16 protein-coding genes, 2 tRNA genes and 1 rRNA gene are annotated in these 17,195 nt (G+C 46.1%); 10 read left to right on the top strand and 9 right to left on the bottom strand.

Features of this window, described 5'->3' with window-relative positions; all coding sequences use genetic code 11:
- The first annotated feature begins 108 nt into the window (after positions 1-108).
- Positions 109-1,671: a ClC family H(+)/Cl(-) exchange transporter gene (locus CS898_RS01170; RefSeq protein ID WP_099207813.1), complete on the top strand. Its 1,563-nt coding sequence runs from the start codon at positions 109-111 to the stop codon at positions 1,669-1,671.
- Between the two features lie 44 nt (positions 1,672-1,715).
- Here CS898_RS01170 and CS898_RS01165 read toward each other — a convergent pair whose 3' ends face one another.
- Genes CS898_RS01165 through CS898_RS01155 form a run of 3 tightly spaced genes read right to left on the bottom strand, consistent with a single transcriptional unit; the run spans position 1,716 to position 3,750 of the window.
- A complete protein-coding gene (locus CS898_RS01165) occupies positions 1,716-2,282 on the bottom strand; it encodes a pyridoxamine 5'-phosphate oxidase family protein (RefSeq protein WP_099207812.1) in 567 nt (188 codons plus the stop codon).
- Between the two features lie 9 nt (positions 2,283-2,291).
- On the bottom strand, positions 2,292-3,176 hold the full coding sequence (locus CS898_RS01160) for a YitT family protein (protein WP_009431371.1): 885 nt from the start codon (positions 3,174-3,176) through the stop codon (positions 2,292-2,294).
- Positions 3,169-3,750, bottom strand: coding sequence for a DsbA family oxidoreductase (locus tag CS898_RS01155; protein WP_159459098.1), 582 nt, complete (start codon positions 3,748-3,750; stop codon positions 3,169-3,171). Before CS898_RS01155 ends, CS898_RS01160 begins: the two co-directional genes overlap by 8 nt.
- A 201-nt stretch (positions 3,751-3,951) precedes the next feature.
- Here CS898_RS01155 and CS898_RS01150 point away from each other — a divergent pair, with 201 nt between their 5' ends.
- From CS898_RS01150 to CS898_RS01135, 4 genes are read left to right on the top strand one after another with little or no spacing between them, the layout of a single operon-like run.
- Positions 3,952-4,644 carry a SagB/ThcOx family dehydrogenase gene (locus CS898_RS01150; RefSeq protein ID WP_099207810.1) on the top strand — a complete coding sequence of 231 codons (693 nt, stop codon included), beginning with the start codon at positions 3,952-3,954 and terminating at the stop codon, positions 4,642-4,644.
- A gap of 47 nt (positions 4,645-4,691) precedes the next feature.
- Positions 4,692-5,234 carry a flavodoxin family protein gene (locus CS898_RS01145; RefSeq protein ID WP_099207809.1) on the top strand — a complete coding sequence of 181 codons (543 nt, stop codon included), beginning with the start codon at positions 4,692-4,694 and terminating at the stop codon, positions 5,232-5,234.
- Between the two features lie 12 nt (positions 5,235-5,246).
- A complete protein-coding gene (locus CS898_RS01140; RefSeq protein WP_099207808.1) occupies positions 5,247-6,551 on the top strand; it encodes an aldehyde dehydrogenase family protein in 1,305 nt (434 codons plus the stop codon).
- On the top strand, positions 6,548-7,129 hold the full coding sequence (locus tag CS898_RS01135; protein WP_099207807.1) for a DNA-3-methyladenine glycosylase: 582 nt from the start codon (positions 6,548-6,550) through the stop codon (positions 7,127-7,129). The genes CS898_RS01140 and CS898_RS01135 overlap by 4 nt, the downstream gene beginning before the upstream one ends.
- 277 nt (positions 7,130-7,406) lie before the next feature.
- Here CS898_RS01135 and CS898_RS01130 read toward each other — a convergent pair.
- A tRNA-Val gene (locus CS898_RS01130) sits at positions 7,407-7,482 on the bottom strand.
- A 108-nt stretch (positions 7,483-7,590) separates the two neighbouring features.
- Here CS898_RS01130 and CS898_RS01125 point away from each other — a divergent pair.
- Entirely contained in the window at positions 7,591-7,830 is a 240-nt protein-coding gene (locus CS898_RS01125; RefSeq protein ID WP_009431269.1) for a hypothetical protein, read from the top strand.
- Between the two features lie 29 nt (positions 7,831-7,859).
- Here CS898_RS01125 and CS898_RS01120 read toward each other — a convergent pair whose 3' ends face one another.
- Positions 7,860-8,276: a copper amine oxidase N-terminal domain-containing protein gene (locus CS898_RS01120; protein WP_009431340.1), complete on the bottom strand. Its 417-nt coding sequence runs from the start codon at positions 8,274-8,276 to the stop codon at positions 7,860-7,862.
- Positions 8,277-8,399: 123 nt separating this feature from the next.
- Between CS898_RS01120 and msrA the strand changes: the two genes are divergently transcribed.
- From msrA to CS898_RS01100, 4 genes are all read left to right on the top strand, one after another.
- A complete protein-coding gene (gene msrA, locus CS898_RS01115) occupies positions 8,400-9,335 on the top strand; it encodes a peptide-methionine (S)-S-oxide reductase MsrA (RefSeq protein WP_009430800.1) in 936 nt (311 codons plus the stop codon).
- Positions 9,332-10,150: a tRNA lysidine(34) synthetase gene (locus CS898_RS01110; protein WP_009430494.1), complete on the top strand. Its 819-nt coding sequence runs from the start codon at positions 9,332-9,334 to the stop codon at positions 10,148-10,150. The genes msrA and CS898_RS01110 overlap by 4 nt, the downstream gene beginning before the upstream one ends.
- 93 nt (positions 10,151-10,243) lie before the next feature.
- The gene (locus CS898_RS01105) at positions 10,244-11,464 is read left to right on the top strand and encodes an FprA family A-type flavoprotein (protein WP_009431732.1); all 1,221 of its coding nucleotides are present in this window, start codon (positions 10,244-10,246) and stop codon (positions 11,462-11,464) included.
- A 66-nt stretch (positions 11,465-11,530) separates the two neighbouring features.
- Positions 11,531-12,586: a copper amine oxidase N-terminal domain-containing protein gene (locus tag CS898_RS01100; protein ID WP_099207805.1), complete on the top strand. Its 1,056-nt coding sequence runs from the start codon at positions 11,531-11,533 to the stop codon at positions 12,584-12,586.
- Positions 12,587-12,662: 76 nt separating this feature from the next.
- Here the strand turns inward: CS898_RS01100 and CS898_RS01095 are convergent, their stop codons facing one another.
- The 4 genes from CS898_RS01095 to CS898_RS01080 form a co-directional block, all read right to left on the bottom strand.
- Positions 12,663-13,517, bottom strand: a complete 855-nt coding sequence (locus CS898_RS01095) for an IS3 family transposase (protein WP_141558234.1) — start codon at positions 13,515-13,517, stop codon at positions 12,663-12,665.
- On the bottom strand, positions 13,481-14,047 hold the full coding sequence (locus CS898_RS01090) for a helix-turn-helix domain-containing protein (RefSeq protein ID WP_009430694.1): 567 nt from the start codon (positions 14,045-14,047) through the stop codon (positions 13,481-13,483). The genes CS898_RS01095 and CS898_RS01090 overlap by 37 nt, the downstream gene beginning before the upstream one ends.
- 52 nt (positions 14,048-14,099) lie before the next feature.
- Positions 14,100-16,958: ribosomal RNA gene (locus CS898_RS01085) — 23S ribosomal RNA — on the bottom strand.
- A gap of 154 nt (positions 16,959-17,112) precedes the next feature.
- Positions 17,113-17,189, bottom strand: a tRNA-Ile gene (locus tag CS898_RS01080).
- Positions 17,190-17,195: the final 6 nt, after the last annotated feature.

Genomic DNA, 17,195 nt, shown 5'->3' with positions numbered 1-17,195 from the left:
TGTAAAGTTCATGCAAAGTTTTACCATTTCTAGAGGCCCTCTAGACTTGTCGACCCTTTCTCCTTTTTTTTCAAAGTGCTATACTATAAATAGATAAAGGAGGCAGCTATGAGAATAGACGATATAAATCAAGATCAAGACCTGGACCTAAAAAGGGCCAAGGGAATGGAAATATTGGGAAAATCCTTGTTAATCGGCATCTTAACAGGCCTGGTGATTAGTGGCTACCGGCTCTTGGGCTCCCGGTTGGGGGACCTCTTTAAAGAGGTCTACCTCTGGGCCAGCCAAAGGCCCCTATATTTTGCCCTGCTGGTCCTAATCCTGGTGGTTTTGGCCATCTTTGTGGACTTTTTGGTCCGGGGAGAGCCTATGATTTCAGGGTCTGGGATTCCCCAAATGGAGGGAATCCTCCACAAAAAAATCCACTACAACTGGTTTAAGGTCCTCCTCTATAAATTTGTTGGGGGGATTATCTGCCTGGCTGTAGGAATGAGTGTGGGTCGGGAGGGTCCCTCGGTGCAAATGGGGGCCTGCCTGGGCCAGGGGGTTTCTGAAAAAAATAAGGATTCTAGAAAATTAGACAACTACTTAATTACTGCTGGAGGATCTGCAGGTCTTTCTGCCGCCTTTGGGGCTCCCCTGGCTGGGGTTTGCTTTGCCCTGGAAGAAGCCCACAAGAACTTCTCCTACTATGTCCTCTTGGGCTGCATGCTGTCTTCTGTGGTGGCGGACTTTATTACCAAAATCGTCTTTGGTATGGAGCCCTCCCTCCAGTTTCGGGAACTGGACCTCCTACCCCTGGAAAACTACTGGGCCTTTGTCCTACTGGGCCTGGCTGTAGGGGTTAGTGGTGTTATCTTTAACCAGGGAATCTTAAGAACCAAGGCCTTTATTGGCAAGCAAAAACTCCCTAGCTTTGTCCCCATGGCCCTGGCCTTTTTACTCAGTGCCGGAGTATCCATCTACCTACCTGTCTTGGCAGGGGGAGGCCACCAAACCATCATGGCCCTAAAGAGTGGAGATTTCGCTATTCTTTTCCTGCTCTTCCTTCTTTTGGTCAAGTATATCTTTACCTTCCTCTGCTTCGGGTCCAATGTTCCTGGAGGGATTTTCTTTCCCCTCTTGGCTATTGGGGCTTTGGTTGGCAGCATTATGGGGAAGATTTTTATCGGCCTGGGAGTGGACCAAAGCTTTTACTTGAACTTTGTCGTCCTGGCCATGGCTGGCCACTTTGCCGCCATTGTCAAGGCACCCTTGACGGGGTTGATTTTAATTTTTGAAATGACCGGGTCCATGAGCCAATTCTTAGGATTGGCCCTGGTGGTCCTGGTGGCGACGGTTACAGCAGACCTCCTAAAGGGAGAACCCATCTATGACGAACTCTTAAAGGGGATCCTTAAAAAGAAAGGCCAGCTGGGAGCTTCCTATTATGAAGAAAACTTCCTGAAGATTACTGTCCATACCGGGAGTCTTTGCTCCAACCAAAGGGTCATGGACTTGGACTTTCCATCCTATGTTTGGATTACAGAGCTCCAAAGGGGCAAGCACCGGATCCTTCCTACTGGGTCCACCGTCCTCCAGGCCGGAGACCTCTTGATCTTTGCTACGGATGAAGGCCACTACCATGATGCAGAAAAAATCCTGGGAGATATGACCCGGGAAAGACCATAAAAAAAGGAGTTAGCTCTAGGCTAGCTCCTTTTTTCTAGTTTTAATTAGTCCATCCTTTGCCATTTCATTTCTTCCCCTTGGGCATCCAATTTTTTTCTCTTGCCATGAATTTCTTGGATATCCAGGGCATAAACTAGGATACGAGATCCACCGACAGCCATGGCTTGGGGGAAAAAGTCCATCTTGTCTCCTGTGTATTTGCGGCAAAGGGCTTCCATGGCCCGGTTGATTTCCTCTGGGTCCCGGACCAGGCGCAGGCGGCCCAGGACATGGGCCGAGGAATATTCCGTAGTAAAGACCCGGCTTAAAAGGAGCCCTACTTTTCCCGGCTCCTGGGCCAGGGCCTGCAACTTGTCCCTGGAAAAGACATCTGGCACCTGGGCATAGGAGACAAAGGACAGGCCATAGGAGTCGCCTTCTTGTAAAAGGTCCAACTTGTAGCCGGCCTTGGCAGAGTGAAAGTAAAGGCAGTTCCCCAGTCGGACCAGGGAAAGGTTGACAGAATAGGTTTGTTTTTTGTCTGGGTCATAGAGGGCCAGGCTCCCGTAGGAACTTTGGTCAATGACCTCTCGGGCAAAGTCTGAGTTCATTTCTCGATCTTTTCTACGCATGGTTTCCTCCTAGACTTGGATGTGGTCAAAGCCCCGGCCCTTGACTTCAACGGTTTCGCTAATGGTCATAAAGGCTTCTGGGTCAATAGAGTCCACAATTTTTCGCACTTGGACAAACTCGTGGTTGTCCACAATACAATAGATAATGTCCATGCCTTGGTTGGTATAGGCCCCACTGCCCTTGATATAGGTAACTCCCCGGTGGAGCTCCTTCATAATAGACTTGGCAATGGGTTTGGACATATTGGTCATGATAAAAATTTGCTTCATTTGGCCTACACCCAGCTGGATCCGGTCCAAGACCTGGTAGGCAATAAAGAGGCCAATGAGGGTGTACATGGCCCGGTTGAAGCTAAAGACAAAACCGGAAATTGTGATGATAACTCCATTAACCCCCAAAAGAACCTTGCTGATGTTGATCCCATAGAGCTTCTTGGCCAAGGCCGCCACAACGTCCAGGCCTCCCTGGCAGGTTCCATTGCGAAACATAATTCCCATGCCCACCCCGTTGAGGATGGAACCAAAGACGCAGCTTAACAAGATATCGTCAGTAATGTGGACATAGGAGGCCAAAAAGTCAAAAAGACTCATGTAAAGGGAAAAAATAAACATGGACAGGGTAGAGTAAAAGATAAAATTCCGGTCCAGGATCTTGAGGGACAAGACCATCAGGGGGAGGTTAAAGAGAAGGACGGAAAGCCCCAAGGGGATACCGAAAACCGTATTTAACAAGACGGAAATCCCTCCAACCCCGCCTCCAATCATTTGTCCTGGTCGTAAAAACAAGATTAAGGCCACGGCACAGAAAAAATTTCCAACCAGGATGGATAGGTACTTGGAGAGAATAACTTTTTTATTGTATTCTCTCCAATGCATGGATTCTTCTTTATTCATACTCTTTTAAGATCTCCTTCATTTCTGCCAAAGAAGTGGAGTGGTCGATAATCCTTTCTTCAGGATGGATGACCATAACGGGGATGGTTTTCAAGCCCTTGTCTGTAAAGAGAGAAAAAGATGTCCAGAGTTTTTCCCTCAATAAGTCCACATCAAAAAGATCGTGCATTTGGTCTGGGTCCAAGCCTACAGACCGGGCCAGGTCATCTAAGAGGTCTTGGTCGGCAATATTTTTTTGGCCAGAGAAATAGGCCTCATAGACCTTTAGGGCAAAGGGAAGGTAGGCCCCCAGCTTATAGGCAGACTGGGCCATTTGGTGGGCCCGGTAGCTATTGTAAAAGTGACTTCTTGGGGCCAGGTGGACACCTTGGAAGACCTCTTCTTTTTTTAGGTCGTCCAGGGTCTTATTCATCTTAATCTTAGTTTCTGGGTCCATTTCAAGACCGGCAACGGGAACCTCCGCCTTTAAAAACCGGGGAAGGGGTTCAATTTCCACGCCGTCTATAGAATTGAGAACCAGGTGCTGCTTGTAGCAGAAGGGGCATAAAAAATCAAAAATTAATGATACTTTCATAGGGATCCTTTCTTTCCTCATTTCCTTTCTTAATATACTTAAGTATAGCATAAAGCCTGGCGAAATTCTTTGAAATTATGGGCCAATCCAGATTCTTTCCAAAAACTTTTCTCAGAAAGGGGAGTGTTCATTTAAGTCTGAAAATGCTACAATGAACTATGAGAAGAAAGAAGATTCCAAAGCGTTTAGAAAGGACAAGCAATGATTCAATCCACATTTCCCTTGACGGCAGAAGAAAAGGGTAAGCAACCCGATTTTATAGATCCAGACTTTTATAAAGGTCGGGAAAGTAAGCTTCCCCCACCAGTCCAAAAAATTTATGAAAGTGACTTTACCGTTCTGACCCGGAAGAGAAAGTCCGGACGGGCCTATTCCAAGGTTATTATGACCCGGAAGCAATTGAGTCACATCCTCTACTACAGCTACCACTTATTTCAAGAGCAAAGAAGCCACCTGCCGGTGCCCAGCGCTTGTAATAGTCGACCCCTGCGGCTCTATGTCTGCATCCTAAATGTTCTGGACCTGGAAAAGGGAATCTACCGCTACCACCCAAAAAACCACAGCCTCTTTTTGGTCAAGCGCTTTACAGATGCTCAAGAAGAGCTAAAGGCCATCTTTTTGGGTCAAAGCTTTGTCCTCCAGGCCTCCTGTCTCATTGGCCTGGGAGCCAACCTAGAAGCAGCAGGCTACAGGTATCCCTCAGAAGCAGAAAAATTTGTCCTCCTAGAAGCAGGCCATGTGGGCCAGCAAATACAATTGGCGGCAGAGTCTTTAAATATGGCTTCTTGCCCCATTGCCCGCTATGAGCAAAGGCTGATAGACGACTTTTTTGAATCCCAAGCCACTCCCATGACCTATGTCTTTTCCATTGGCAGTCGAGGGAGCTTGGACTAGGAATAGAGGAATGGAAAAAGCTAGAAAAATTGTCTTAGGGGGCAGAGATGGAAGAAGTAACCGTTATCTATAGCAGCAAGTATGGAGCCACAAAAAGATATGCAGAAGAACTCCACCGGAGGCATCCAGGGACCCTTTTAGAGATCAAGGACTATAAGGCCAAAAACATATCGGGAGATGTGGTGGTGTTTTTTGCGCCGATTTATGCCTTTGGCCTTTTGAATTTAAGCCTCTTGGAAAGGGATATTAGCCGGATTCGAGATAAAAAAGTGGCCGTTTTTTGTGTGGGAGCCAGTAATTACAACAAGAAAGAATTCCGCCGGCTCTACCGTCACCACTTTGATGGTCCCTTAAAGGACGTACCGGCCTTTTATGGGCGAGGAGCCTGGCAAACAGACAAGATGACCCGGATGGACAAGGCTCTCTTGCGATTTAACTACCACAAGATTAAGAACAAGCGAAAGACCAAACTCCAAGCCTGGGAAAAAGACTTTTTAACCATATATGGGAAGAACTGGGACTGGGTGGATTTTTCCTACCTGGAAGACCTGGAAGAATGGATCCGGGCCCGGGACCCCTTTGATGAGTAAAGGAGGAGGGAAATGGACCTTAAAAACCGTATTAGCAAGCTAAAAATCCTGAAAAAAGAATTACAAAAAAGCCGGTCAGAAATCCTAAAAGCCCTGGAAGCTGACCTGGGCAAGTCCATGGAAGAAGCCTACCTATCCGAATATCTCATGACCCTGGAAGAGCTGGACTATACGATAGCCCAAGTCCCCAAGTGGGCTCGGCCGGACAAAAAGCCCACCCCCTATTATCAATTTCCCTCCAAGGGGGAAATCCACTATAGGCCCTATGGCCGGGTGGCCATTGCTGCCCCTTGGAACTACCCCTTTCTTTTGGCCATGGTGCCAACCATTGGAGCCTTGGGAGCAGGCAACCGGGTGGTTTTAAAGACCTCCCGAAAGGCCCCAGCTACATCCCAAGTGGTCCAGACCATTCTTGGCCGAGTCTATGACCCGGAAGAAGTCCTGGTCTATGGCCTGGACCCTCAAGACCGGGCTCGCTTTATGGCTGAAGACATGGACTTTTTATTCTTTACAGGGTCCACCCGGGTTGGACGGGAAATGGCCAAATTGGCCGGAGAAAAAATGATCCCCTGTGTTTTAGAATTGGGAGGAAAAAGTCCTGTCATCGTCTTTGGGGACCAAGACCTGGAAACCACTGCCAAAAGAATCATCTGGGGCAAGACCCTCAATGCCGGCCAAACCTGTGTGGCTCCGGACTATTGCCTGGTCCAAGAAGATCTCCGGGACTCCTTGATTCAGGCTATGAACCAAGCCATCCAGGATTTTTATGGTCCCAATCCCCTGGAAAGTCCCTACCTGGCCTCCATCATCGACCAAGACCACTTCCGTCGTCTAGAAGACCTGGCCAAGGGCCAGGGCTTAGACATGGAGGGAAAGGCCTGGCCCCAAGGCTTGAAATTTGCCCCTCAAGTCTTTCCAGCAGACCCTTCAAGCCCCTTTATGGAAGAGGAAATCTTTGGCCCCTTCCTACCGGTTTTAACCATTGACGACTTGGAAGACTGCCAAAAGGTCATCAACCTCCACCCCAACCCCCTGGCCCTCTACCTCTTTAGCCAGGAGGAAAAAGACCTGGACTACATCCTGGACACCATCCCCTTCGGTGGTGGGGCCTTTAACGATACCTTGACCCACCTGTCCACCGTAACCCTGCCCTTTGGTGGCGTGGGTCAAAGCGGCATGGGGGCCTACCATGGAAAATACTCCTTTGACACCTTTAGTCGCAAGGTCTCCATCCTAAAGAAGTCTAGAAAAATAGACCTGGATATGCGCTATCCTCCCTATGAAAACTTTGACCCAAGGAAGTTTTTTAAGAAATGAAGAAATTAAGCCTAGACTACTACCAAGCCAACGCCCTGGACCTGGCCCCTGACCTCATTGGCAAGATACTTTGCCACCAGGAAAAAGACCAGGTCCTCATGGGACGGATTATCGAAACGGAAGCCTACCTACAAGACGACAAGGCCTGTCATGCCTATGGAGGGAAAAAAACCCAGAGAACTGCCCCCTTGTTTTTTCAAGGAGGCCACATCTATACCTACTTTACCTATGGGATCCACACCCTCTTCAACATAGTCACCGGGCCTGAAGGAAATGCCCAGGCCGTTTTAATCCGGGCCCTGGACCCCGTCCAAGGAGAAGAAACCTTCTACCAAAGACGCTTTGGAAAAGGCAAGGACCAGGCCACAGGCTACCAAAAGAAAAACCTCTTAAATGGTCCGGCCAAGTTGACTCAGGCCCTGGGCATCAGCCTGGAAGACAATAAAAAGACCCTGGATGGGTCCATCTATCTTTTGGATGATGGCTTTCAAGGCCCTATTGAAGCCACAAAACGCATTGGCATTGACTATGCCCAAGAGGCCGTGGACTATCCCTATCGTTTTATCTTGAAAAAATAAAAAATTAAGGTTGGATTTGTAGGGCGGCCCTTGAAGCCCTAGCCCGAAATCTTTGATTTCGTCGGCAGGTCTCATGCCAAGATTTCCTGTAAAAGCTTCGCTTGAACAGCTAGAAATCGACGGCTGTGTCGCCCTTTTTGCAAACCTAAATTTACAAATGGATGGTGGGATTTTTGGCGGGGTTTTTATAGAAATTTAAGCAAAAATAAGCAAACCCATAAGAATCAAAAAATAAAAATGGCTAGATTGCAAACTTGCAATCTAGCCATTTATAAATTGGTGGACAGTACTGGACTTGAACCAGCGACCCCTACGATGTCAACGTAGTGCTCTACCAGCTGAGCTAACTCTCCCCATATGAAACTACTTCTATTTTACTAAAGCTTTACCAAAAGTGCAAGTCCTTTTCTTTTCATTTTTGGCCAAGAGGGGTATAATGAAAAGATAGACAAGGAGGATGTATGAAAGACAAAATAGGCCCTATTAGCCAGGGCATGCAATTTATACTCATTCTAGGGATGGTTTTTCGGTCCTTGATGGCCGGGCAATTGGACCGGGTCTTTTTTCTTATGCTGGCGGGAACCTTTATCCTGGCCGGTTTTTCTAGCTTTTTAAACTATCTAGAGGAAGGGGACCAAATGTCTCTTTTTTTAGCCTTAAGTCAAGTAATTGCTGGCTTTTTATTCTTTTTTATCCAATAAAAAAACGCCTGAAAAGGCGTTTTTTCAAATTACTTGTTGATAATGACCTTGTTTCCATTGGGGTTCCATTGAACCTTGTAACCCAATTGTTCAGAAATGAAACGAATGGGGACAAAGGCCCGGTCTCCTCGAATTTGGACAGGAGCGTCCAGGTCTAGGGTCTTACTACCCGCGAAGGCCTTGTTACTGCCAACAAATAATTTAAGGGTAGGAAAGTTCTTCCTTTGGATAATAATCGCTTGTTGTTCTTCAATCCAGTCCACCGTAAAGCCCAACTCTTCCGTTATATAGCGCAAGGGTACATACGTTCTACCAGACTCGATGTAGGATTTTGGCTGTGCAGGAACATGTTGACCGTCAATAAAGATTGCCGCAGTACTACTAGCAAAGATTGCATTGGACCATAAACTGATAATGAGAAGAACAAAAATAAATCTTTTTTTCAAGACAGTTCACCTCATTTTCTATAAATTTATTATACATGATTTTTGTCCAGGAAAAAGGGAAAACACCATAGTAACATTAAACTGTAACATACTTGTAATAGAAAAATTTTAGGAGGAAATTCCATGAAAAAAATTGTTTTTGCTGGAGGATGTTTTTGGGGCGTCCAGGCTTATTTTAAACGGATTCCTGGAGTCCTAGATAGCCAGGTGGGCTATGCCAATGGTCAAGGGACAAATCCTGACTACCAGGAAGTTTGCCGGGGCCAATCTGGCTTTGCAGAGGCTGTGGCCTTGACCTACCGGGAGGAGGAAATTTCCCTGGAGGATTTAATCCGCCATCTCTTTCGGATTATTGATCCTACCAGCCTAAACCGTCAAGGCAATGACCGAGGAATCCAATACCGGACGGGGATTTATTTTCTTGACCCGGCAGAGGAGGCAAGAATTCAAAACCAACTGGCCTCTTTGGCAAAAGACTATGCCAACCCCCTACAAGTGGAAGTCAAGGCCCTGGAAAATTTTTATCCGGCTGAAGACTACCACCAAGACTATTTGGATAAAAATCCTCTGGGCTATTGCCATGTGGACCTGACTCTGGCAGACAAGCCCCTGGATGATCTGGCGGAGGAAAAGAAGAAGCTAGGGGCCCTGGGCTACCAAGTCCTAAGAGAAAATGCCACAGAGGCCCCCTTTTCCCATCCCTATTACAAAAAACAAGGACCGGGAATTTTCGTAGATAAATTGACCCGCAAGCCCTTGTTTCTATCCAAGGACCAGTATGAACCGGGCTGTGGTTGGCCCTCTTTTACCAAACCCATTATGGAGGATGCCGTGGACTACCGTCTGGACCGGTCCCATGGAATGGTCCGGCAAGAAGTCCGGTCTCGGTCCTCTAAGGGACACTTGGGCCACGTATTTGAGGACGGACCCCAGGACCAAGGGGGCCTTCGCTATTGTATTAATGGGGCTGTTTTAGACTTTATCCCCTTGGAAGACATGGAAAAAGAAGGATATGGTCAATATATTCAAGACCTAAAGGAGTTGGAAGGAAAATCGTGAAGAAGTCTGTAGGAGAAATCGAAAGAAGTTTAATTAAAAGCTACCGTAAAGAGCTTTGGGTTCGTTTTATTCGGGCAGTAAAGAACTATCAGCTGGTGGAAGAAGGAGACAAGATTGCCGTGGCCATTTCTGGGGGCAAGGACTCCCTGACCCTGGCCAAGCTCTTCCAAGAGCTCCAAAGACATGGTCAGCAATCTTTTGACCTGGAATTTATCTGTATGGATCCGGGTTACCGGCCAGAAGTGAGAAAACAGGTGGAAGAAACCTGCCAGGGCCTGGGGATTCCCGTCAAGGTCCACGACAGCGACGTCTTTGAAGTGGCAGAGAAGATGACAGACGGTGGCGCCCCCTGTTATATGTGCGCCCGGATGCGCCGGGGCAACCTCTACAACCGGGCCCAAGAGCTGGGTTGCAATAAATTGGCCCTGGGCCACCACTTTAACGACGTCATTGAAACCATCTTGATGAATGTCCTCTATAGTGCCAATTTTAAAACCATGATGCCCAAGTTGAAGTCCCAAAACTTCCAGGGCCTGGAGCTTATCCGGCCCATGTACCTGATCCACGAGGAAGACATCATCCGATTTATGCGGTCTACGGGCTATGAAGCCATTGACTGCGCCTGTACGGTAACCCAGAAAAAAGACTCCAGTACCCGCTTTAAGATCAAGCAGATGATTGAGGATATGAAAGAGGACAATAAAAATGTGGAAATTTCCATCTTTCGGTCGGCAGAAAACGTCAACCAAGATGCCATTATTGGTTGGATTGAAAATGGAGAAAAGAAAAGCTTTCTAGATAAGTATGACTCTTAAAAAGAGCCTGAAAGTCTTGAAGAAAAGCCTTGCATAGAGTAAAATGAACTTAAGTTAGTTTGTTGAAGAAATAAAAGCAGAAAGGAAAATTGAATGAATAACCCATTAACTGTAAAAATTAATGATCATTTGACTTATATTGGCGTCAATGACCGCTATACCCACCTTTTTGAAGGCATGTGGCCCCTACCAGATGGAATCAGCTACAACTCCTATCTTTTAGATGGGGGAGACGAAGTTTGCCTGCTGGACTGTGTAAAAATACCTTCTATTGATGAATTTCTTGCTAATATCTACTCTGTCTTAGGAGACCGGGACATTGACTATGTTGTCGTCAACCACATGGAACCCGACCACACCTCTTCTCTACCGGTTTTAGTAGAGCGTTTCCCAAACATTAAGATTATCGGGAACAAGAAAACCAAGGACTTCTTGGACCATTTTTACGACCTGACAGAAAATATCCTGGTAGTTAAGGATGGGGAAGAAGTAGCCATTGGCAATACTTCCTTGACCTTCTACACCACTCCCATGGTCCATTGGCCAGAATCCATGGTGGCCTTTGAAAAATCTACAGGAACCCTCTTCTCCCAAGATGCTTTTGGGGGCTATGGAACCCTAGATGGAGCCATCTTTGATGACGAAATCAACTTTGACTTTTACAAGGACGAAACCATCCGTTACTATACCAACATTGTAGGCAAGTATTCCGGTCAAGTTGTCCGGGCCCTGGACAAATTAAAAGATTTGGATATCAAGACCATCTGTCCTGACCACGGAATTGTATGGCGGAAAAACCCCGGCATTATCGTGGACCTTTACTCTAAACTAGCCAATCAAGAAACAGAAAATGGGGTCTTGTTGGTCTATGGGTCCATGTACGGTCATACAGAAAAAATGGCAGAAATGATTGCCCGGAGCATGGCCGAAGAAGGCATTTCCAACATCCGGATTCGCAACATTTCAGAATACCCCTTGAGCAACCTCATTGCTGAAGCTTGGCGGTACAGGGGAATCCTACTGGGTTGTCCAACCTATAATGTAGGCCTTTTCCCACCCATGGCTAATTTCGTAGCAACTCTAAACAAGCAAAAGATGAAGAACCATATCTTTGGCTACTTCTCCTCCTATTCCTGGGGTGGTGGAGCCGAAAAAGAATTTGCCGCCTTTGCTGAAAAGTGCAAGTGGGACCTTTTAGAAACCACTCCCAATGTCCAAGGTGCTCTTAAAGAAGACGACATTGAAGAATGTATGAAATTGGGTCGAGAAATGGCAGCTGCTTTAAAAAAAGCCTATCCTGACCAATATAAATAAAAGTAAACCTAGTATTCTAAAGGAAAGGGAGTGATCCCTTTCCTTTGCTTGAATCAGGAGGATATCATGAAGAAAAAATGTACACTTCTAGCCCTTTTAGCAGGCCTCTTGGTCTGTCTTCCCATCCAGTCCAAGGCAGTGAGTCCTGTGCGGATTTGGGTCAAGGGAAATTTTGTAAAGTCCGATGTTGCTCCCTATGCCGACCAGCAAAGAACCATGATTCCCTTGCGCTTGGTATCTGAAAACCTGGGCAAAAAAGTGATCTGGAACCAAGAAGACCCAAACATTATCGTCATTAGCAATGAAAAAGAAGGCAAGGACTACCAATCCATAACCATGAGCATAAATGAACGCTTGGTTTTTCTCTACCGTCAAGGAGAGGAAAAACGCCTGATGCTGGACCATGCTCCCCAAGTAAGACAAAATCGGACCTTTGTGCCCTTGAGAAATGTGGCAGAACTCTTTGGAGAAAAAGTCTCTTGGGACCAAGCCAACCAAGTAGCCGTTGTAGGTGAGGGTTATTCTCTGGGCCAAGCAAAAAAGACTGCCAGCTCCAAGGACCTCCTTCCCTACCTCTACGATAATAAAATGGCCCAAGCCAGTTTGGCAGAAAAAATCGCCTATGAAAAAGCCATGGGCCAAAAACCCTCTCCAGACTTTCCCGGCCATAGCAACAAGGATGTCGAAGTGGCCTTGGCCTGGTTGTCCTACCATGCATCCGGTCACTTTAACGACTTTTACATCAAGCCAAGGGCCCTGGACCTTTTAAAGGATGGCGAGCTCAGCTACAGTGTGACTGCTCCTGGAACAGAGCTTGGTGTCTGGACCCAACCAGGAGACCTTACCTATCCAAGAAGATACACCGGACTCTATAATGACGACTGCATGGCCTGTATGGTTCATTTTCACTATTATCCAAACTTTGATGGAAGCATAGATACCTTCCGCTTCCCCCTTCATGACCACTTCATGACGCGGGAAGAGACCATTTCCACCTACCAAGAAATCTTCAACAACCCCATAAGAGTCCCCCTAGGAGACTTCTCCAAGGCAGAAATCCAAGAAATTCTAAATAGGGTAGATGGGGACATTAACATTCAAGACCGTACAGAAGACTACTAAGATGAAAAAAAGCATAAGACCATAAAAAAATCCGCCCTGGATGATGTGTACCCATAAAACTGGACACAATATTTAATTAATTCGTTGTAGTGGATGCTAACCTATACTTTGTAGGTGGCATCCATTTTGTTTTTGATTGAATTCTTTCGTTATTGTAATAATCTATATACTCCTCTATTGCTCTCGAAAATTCGTCAAAAGAGCGATAGCTCTTTTCGTAACCATAATACATTTCATTTTTTAGCCTTCCAAAGAATGTTTCCATAATGGAGTTATCATAGCAATTCCCTTTTCTTGACATGGATTGCTTTATCCCATGTTTTTTAAGTTCATTTACATAATATTTATGTTGGTATTGCCATCCTTGATCTGAATGTAGTATTAAGTTCTTTAGTTTTGGAAATTTTCTAAATGCTCTTCTTAACATAGTAGATATTTGTTTTAAATTAGGACTTAAGGATAAGTCGTAGGAGATAATCTCATTGGTATACATATCAAGTATTGGAGAGATGTAGCATTTACCCCAAGAAAATTTAAATTCAGAGACATCCGTGGTCCATTTTTGTAAAGGTCTATCTGCTTTGAAGTCTCTATTGATTAGATTATCTGCTACTTTACCTATTTTCCCCTGATAGGAGTGGTATTTTTCTTTAGAGCCCTTTCCAAAAAGTTTTCGTTCGTGCATAATCCTTTGTACTTTTTTATGGTTTATGACATAGCCTTGATTTATTAACTCCATATAGACTCTTCGCACTCCATATCTTCCTTTGTGTAGGTGAAAGATTTGGGCTATTTTATCTGCAATCGGACGATTCTTAACTTTTATTTTATCCACTTTATTTAGTTCAAAGTAGTATGTTGACCTCGGCAAATCAATGGCTCTTAAAAGATCCTTTAGTCTGTATCCTTTTTCTTTGAGTTCTTTGACAATCGCTGCTTTTTCGCCTTGAGTTGCGCAGCGTAACGTTCTTCTCTCAAGGCGATCTCTTTTTTTATTATTTCATTCTCAGCCTTCATATATTCATTTTCTGCTCTAAGTCTTATGAGTTCTTCTCTTTCGGATTCATTCAGTTCTTTTGGTTTATGGATATTTTTCTTTTTCATGGTTGTATTTTTAGATTTACGGCCTTTCTTTTTATTCACAAGACCATTATATCCATCCTTTTTATACTTGTTAAGCCATGAATAAAGTTGTCCTTCATTTATTCCATTTTCGATTGCAGTTGCCTTTATTGAATTTCCAGCCAGCACTTTCGACACCATTTCTAATTTTTCATCTGGTGTCCAGTGGATATTATTTCCATGGTTTAAAATTTCTGGGCCATGAAGTTCTTCTAATCTAAACCATTTTCTAATGGAAGCATGAAGGTTTTCTTCTTTGGTCCCATCAGGTGTATCAGGCCATTTCCCTTGCCTATACAACTGTATGCACTCTTTTTTGAACTCATAGCTATATTTCACAAAAATACCCTCCTTACTGGTTTGTCCAGTAAAGAGGGTACATATCAGNTCCTTGGTCAAGTCTTCGGCCGATTAGTACTTCTTAGCTCCACACATTGCTGTGCTTCCACCTGAAGCCTATCTACCTCATTTTCTTCAAGGGGCCTTATTCTTTCGATGGGAAATCTCATCTCGAGGTTGGCTTCGTGCTTAGATGCCTTCAGCTCTTATCCAGTCCAAACGTAGCTACTCAGCTGTGCACTTGGCAGTACAACTGATGCACCAGCGGTTTGTCCATCCCGGTCCTCTCGTACTAAGGATAGCTCCTCTCAAATTTCCTGCGCCCACGACGGATAGGGACCGAACTGTCTCGCGACGTTCTGAACCCAGCTCGCGTGCCTCTTTAATGGGCGAACAGCCCAACCCTTGGGACCTACTTCAGCCCCAGGATGAGACGAGCCGACATCGAGGTGCCAAACCTCCCCGTCGATGTGGACTCTTGGGGGAGATAAGCCTGTTATCCCCGGGGTAGCTTTTATCCGTTGAGCGATGGCCCTTCCACGCGGTACCACCGGATCACTAAGTCCTGCTTTCGCATCTGCTCGAGTTGTCGCTCTCGCAGTCAAGCTCCCTTCTGCCTTTGCACTCTGCGCACGATTTCCGTCCGTGCTGAGGGAACCTTTGAACGCCTCCGTTACTCTTTCGGAGGCGACCGCCCCAGTCAAACTGCCCGACTGACAGTGTCCCGCTTCCGGTTTCACGGAAGTCGGTTAGAATTCTAAGATAAAAAGAGTGGTATCCCACCAATGGCTCCCCATATACTGGCGTACATGGTTCTTTGCCTCCCACCTATCCTGTACAGTTTATCCCAAAATCCAATGTCAACCTACAGTAAAGCTCCACGGGGTCTTTCCGTCCTGTCGTGGGTAAGCGGCATCTTTACCGCTACTACAATTTCACCGGATCCTTTGTTGAGACAGTGCCCAAATCGTTACACCTTTCGTGCGGGTCGGAACTTACCCGACAAGGAATTTCGCTACCTTAGGACCGTTATAGTTACGGCCGCCGTTTACTGGGGCTTCAGCTCAGAGCTTCGCTTACGCTAACTCGTCCCCTTAACCTTCCAGCACCGGGCAGGTGTCAGCACCTATACTTCGTCTTTCGACTTCGCAGATACTTGTGTTTTTGGTAAACAGTCGCTTGGGCCTTTTCACTGCGGCCCCCTTTTACAGGGGCTCCCCTTCTCCCGAAGTTACGGGGTCATTTTGCCGAGTTCCTTAACAAAGGTTCTTCCGCTCGTCTTAGGATTCTCTCCTCACCTACCTGTGTCGGTTTACGGTACGGGCAATGGTATCTCTTAGAAGCTTTTCTTGGCAGTTTGGTTCGTTTAGACTTCTCTACTTGTTTTCAATCCGCATCACACTTTAGCATCTGCAGAAGACGGATTTGCCTATCTTCTTGCCTTTGTGCTTGCACGCCTCACCAACTGGGCGCTCTATTTCCCCTCCTGCGTCACTCCATCATCAACAATACCATCGGTACAGGAATTTCCACCTGTTGTCCATCGACTACGCTTTTCAGCCTCGCCTTAGGTCCCGACTTACCCTGAGTGGACGAGCCTTCCTCAGGAATCCTTGGGTTTTCGACGGGTGAGATTCTCACTCACCTCTCGCTACTCATGCCAGCATTCTCTCTTGTATAGTCTCCACAATGGCTTACGCCTTTTGCTTCGTCGTCTATACAATGCTCCTCTACCAACGTTATACGTTCCACGACTTCGGTATCTATTTTAGCCCCGGTTATCTTCGGCGCAGAGTCACTTGACTAGTGAGCTATTACGCACTCTTTCAATGGATGGCTGCTTCTAAGCCAACATCCTAGTTGTCTGAGTAACTCCACATCCTTTCCCACTTAAATAGTATTTTGGGACCTTAGTCGGTGGTCTGGGCTCTTTCCCTTTCGACAATGAAGCTCATCCCTCACTGTCTGACTCCATAGGCTTTGTTTGGGTATTCGGAGTTTGATAGGCCGCGGTAACATCACATGTCCCTTGGCGATTCAGTGCTCTACCCCCCAAACAGTCTTCCTACAGGCTAGCCCTAAAGCTATTTCGAGGAGAACCAGCTATCTCCGTGTTCGATTGGCTTTTCACCCCTATCCACAGGTCATCCGATAACTTTTAAACGTTACCCGGTTCGAGCCTCCATGTCGTTTTACCAACACTTCACTCTGCCCATGGATAGATCACACGGTTTCGGGTCTACAACTTCAAACTCTTCGCCCTATTCAGACTCGGTTTCCCTGCGGCTCCAAAGTTTTTCTTCTTAACCTTGCTTGAAATCATAACTCGCTGGCCCGTTCTACAAAAAGTACGATATCGTGGCCTAAAACCACTTTATCTGCTTGTAAACATCAGGTTTCAGATTCTATTTCACTCCCCTCCCGGGGTTCTTTTCACCGTTCCCTCACGGTACTATGCGCTATCGGTCACCAAGGAGTATTTAGCCTTAGGGGGTGGTCCCCCTATCTTCCCACAAGGTTTCACGTGTCTCGTGGTACTCTTCGGAGTTCGCTCATTTTGCATTTCATGTACGGGGCTGTTACCCTCTTTGGCGAATCTTCCCAGATTCTTCTACTATACAAAATCAGTCGTTACGCTCCTGGGCTCTTTCCCGTTCGCTCGCCGCTACTTGGGAAATCGAGGTTTCTTTCTTTTCCTCGGGGTACTTAGATGTTTCAGTTCCCCCGGTCTTCCTTCCGGCCACTATGGATTCATGACAGGATGTATGAGGTTTGCTCATACGGGTTTCCCCATTCGGACATCAACGGATTAACGTCTATTTGCGACTCCCCGTTGCTTTTCGCAGCTTATCACGTCCTTCATCGGCTCTTGGTGCCAAGGCATCCACCTGATGCTCTTTCTAACTTGACCTTTGTTTCAGTTTTCCTTAAAACTGTTTTTCTATCCGGTAAAAATGTCTTTTCTTTACTCTCGTTATTGAATAATTTGAAAATCTCATTCTTACTTTTAAAAATTGGAGTATGTAGTTTTCATTGTGCATCTAAACTAAACCGAAGTTTAGTTGTGGTGGACCTGGGTGGACTCGAACCACCGACCTCACGCTTATCAGGCGTGCGCTCTAACCAGCTGAGCTACAGGTCCATGCCA

It is taken from the genome of Urinicoccus timonensis, from assembly GCF_900232945.1.
GTDB lineage: Bacteria > Bacillota > Clostridia > Tissierellales > Peptoniphilaceae > Urinicoccus > Urinicoccus timonensis.
This window is presented reverse-complemented; position numbering and strand designations above follow the sequence as displayed.

Coding starts and splice junctions, on each gene's coding strand:
- CS898_RS01160 (WP_009431371.1), bottom strand. CDS start 3,176: ATGAATAAAGAAGAATCCATGCATTGGAGAGAATACAATAAAAAAGTT.
- CS898_RS01140 (WP_099207808.1), top strand. CDS start 5,247: ATGGACCTTAAAAACCGTATTAGCAAGCTAAAAATCCTGAAAAAAGAA.
- CS898_RS01150 (WP_099207810.1), top strand. CDS start 3,952: ATGATTCAATCCACATTTCCCTTGACGGCAGAAGAAAAGGGTAAGCAA.
- CS898_RS01145 (WP_099207809.1), top strand. CDS start 4,692: ATGGAAGAAGTAACCGTTATCTATAGCAGCAAGTATGGAGCCACAAAA.
- CS898_RS01100 (WP_099207805.1), top strand. CDS start 11,531: ATGAAGAAAAAATGTACACTTCTAGCCCTTTTAGCAGGCCTCTTGGTC.
- msrA (WP_009430800.1), top strand. CDS start 8,400: ATGAAAAAAATTGTTTTTGCTGGAGGATGTTTTTGGGGCGTCCAGGCT.
- CS898_RS01105 (WP_009431732.1), top strand. CDS start 10,244: ATGAATAACCCATTAACTGTAAAAATTAATGATCATTTGACTTATATT.
- CS898_RS01165 (WP_099207812.1), bottom strand. CDS start 2,282: ATGCGTAGAAAAGATCGAGAAATGAACTCAGACTTTGCCCGAGAGGTC.
- CS898_RS01155 (WP_159459098.1), bottom strand. CDS start 3,750: ATGAAAGTATCATTAATTTTTGATTTTTTATGCCCCTTCTGCTACAAG.
- CS898_RS01125 (WP_009431269.1), top strand. CDS start 7,591: ATGAAAGACAAAATAGGCCCTATTAGCCAGGGCATGCAATTTATACTC.
- CS898_RS01170 (WP_099207813.1), top strand. CDS start 109: ATGAGAATAGACGATATAAATCAAGATCAAGACCTGGACCTAAAAAGG.
- CS898_RS01135 (WP_099207807.1), top strand. CDS start 6,548: ATGAAGAAATTAAGCCTAGACTACTACCAAGCCAACGCCCTGGACCTG.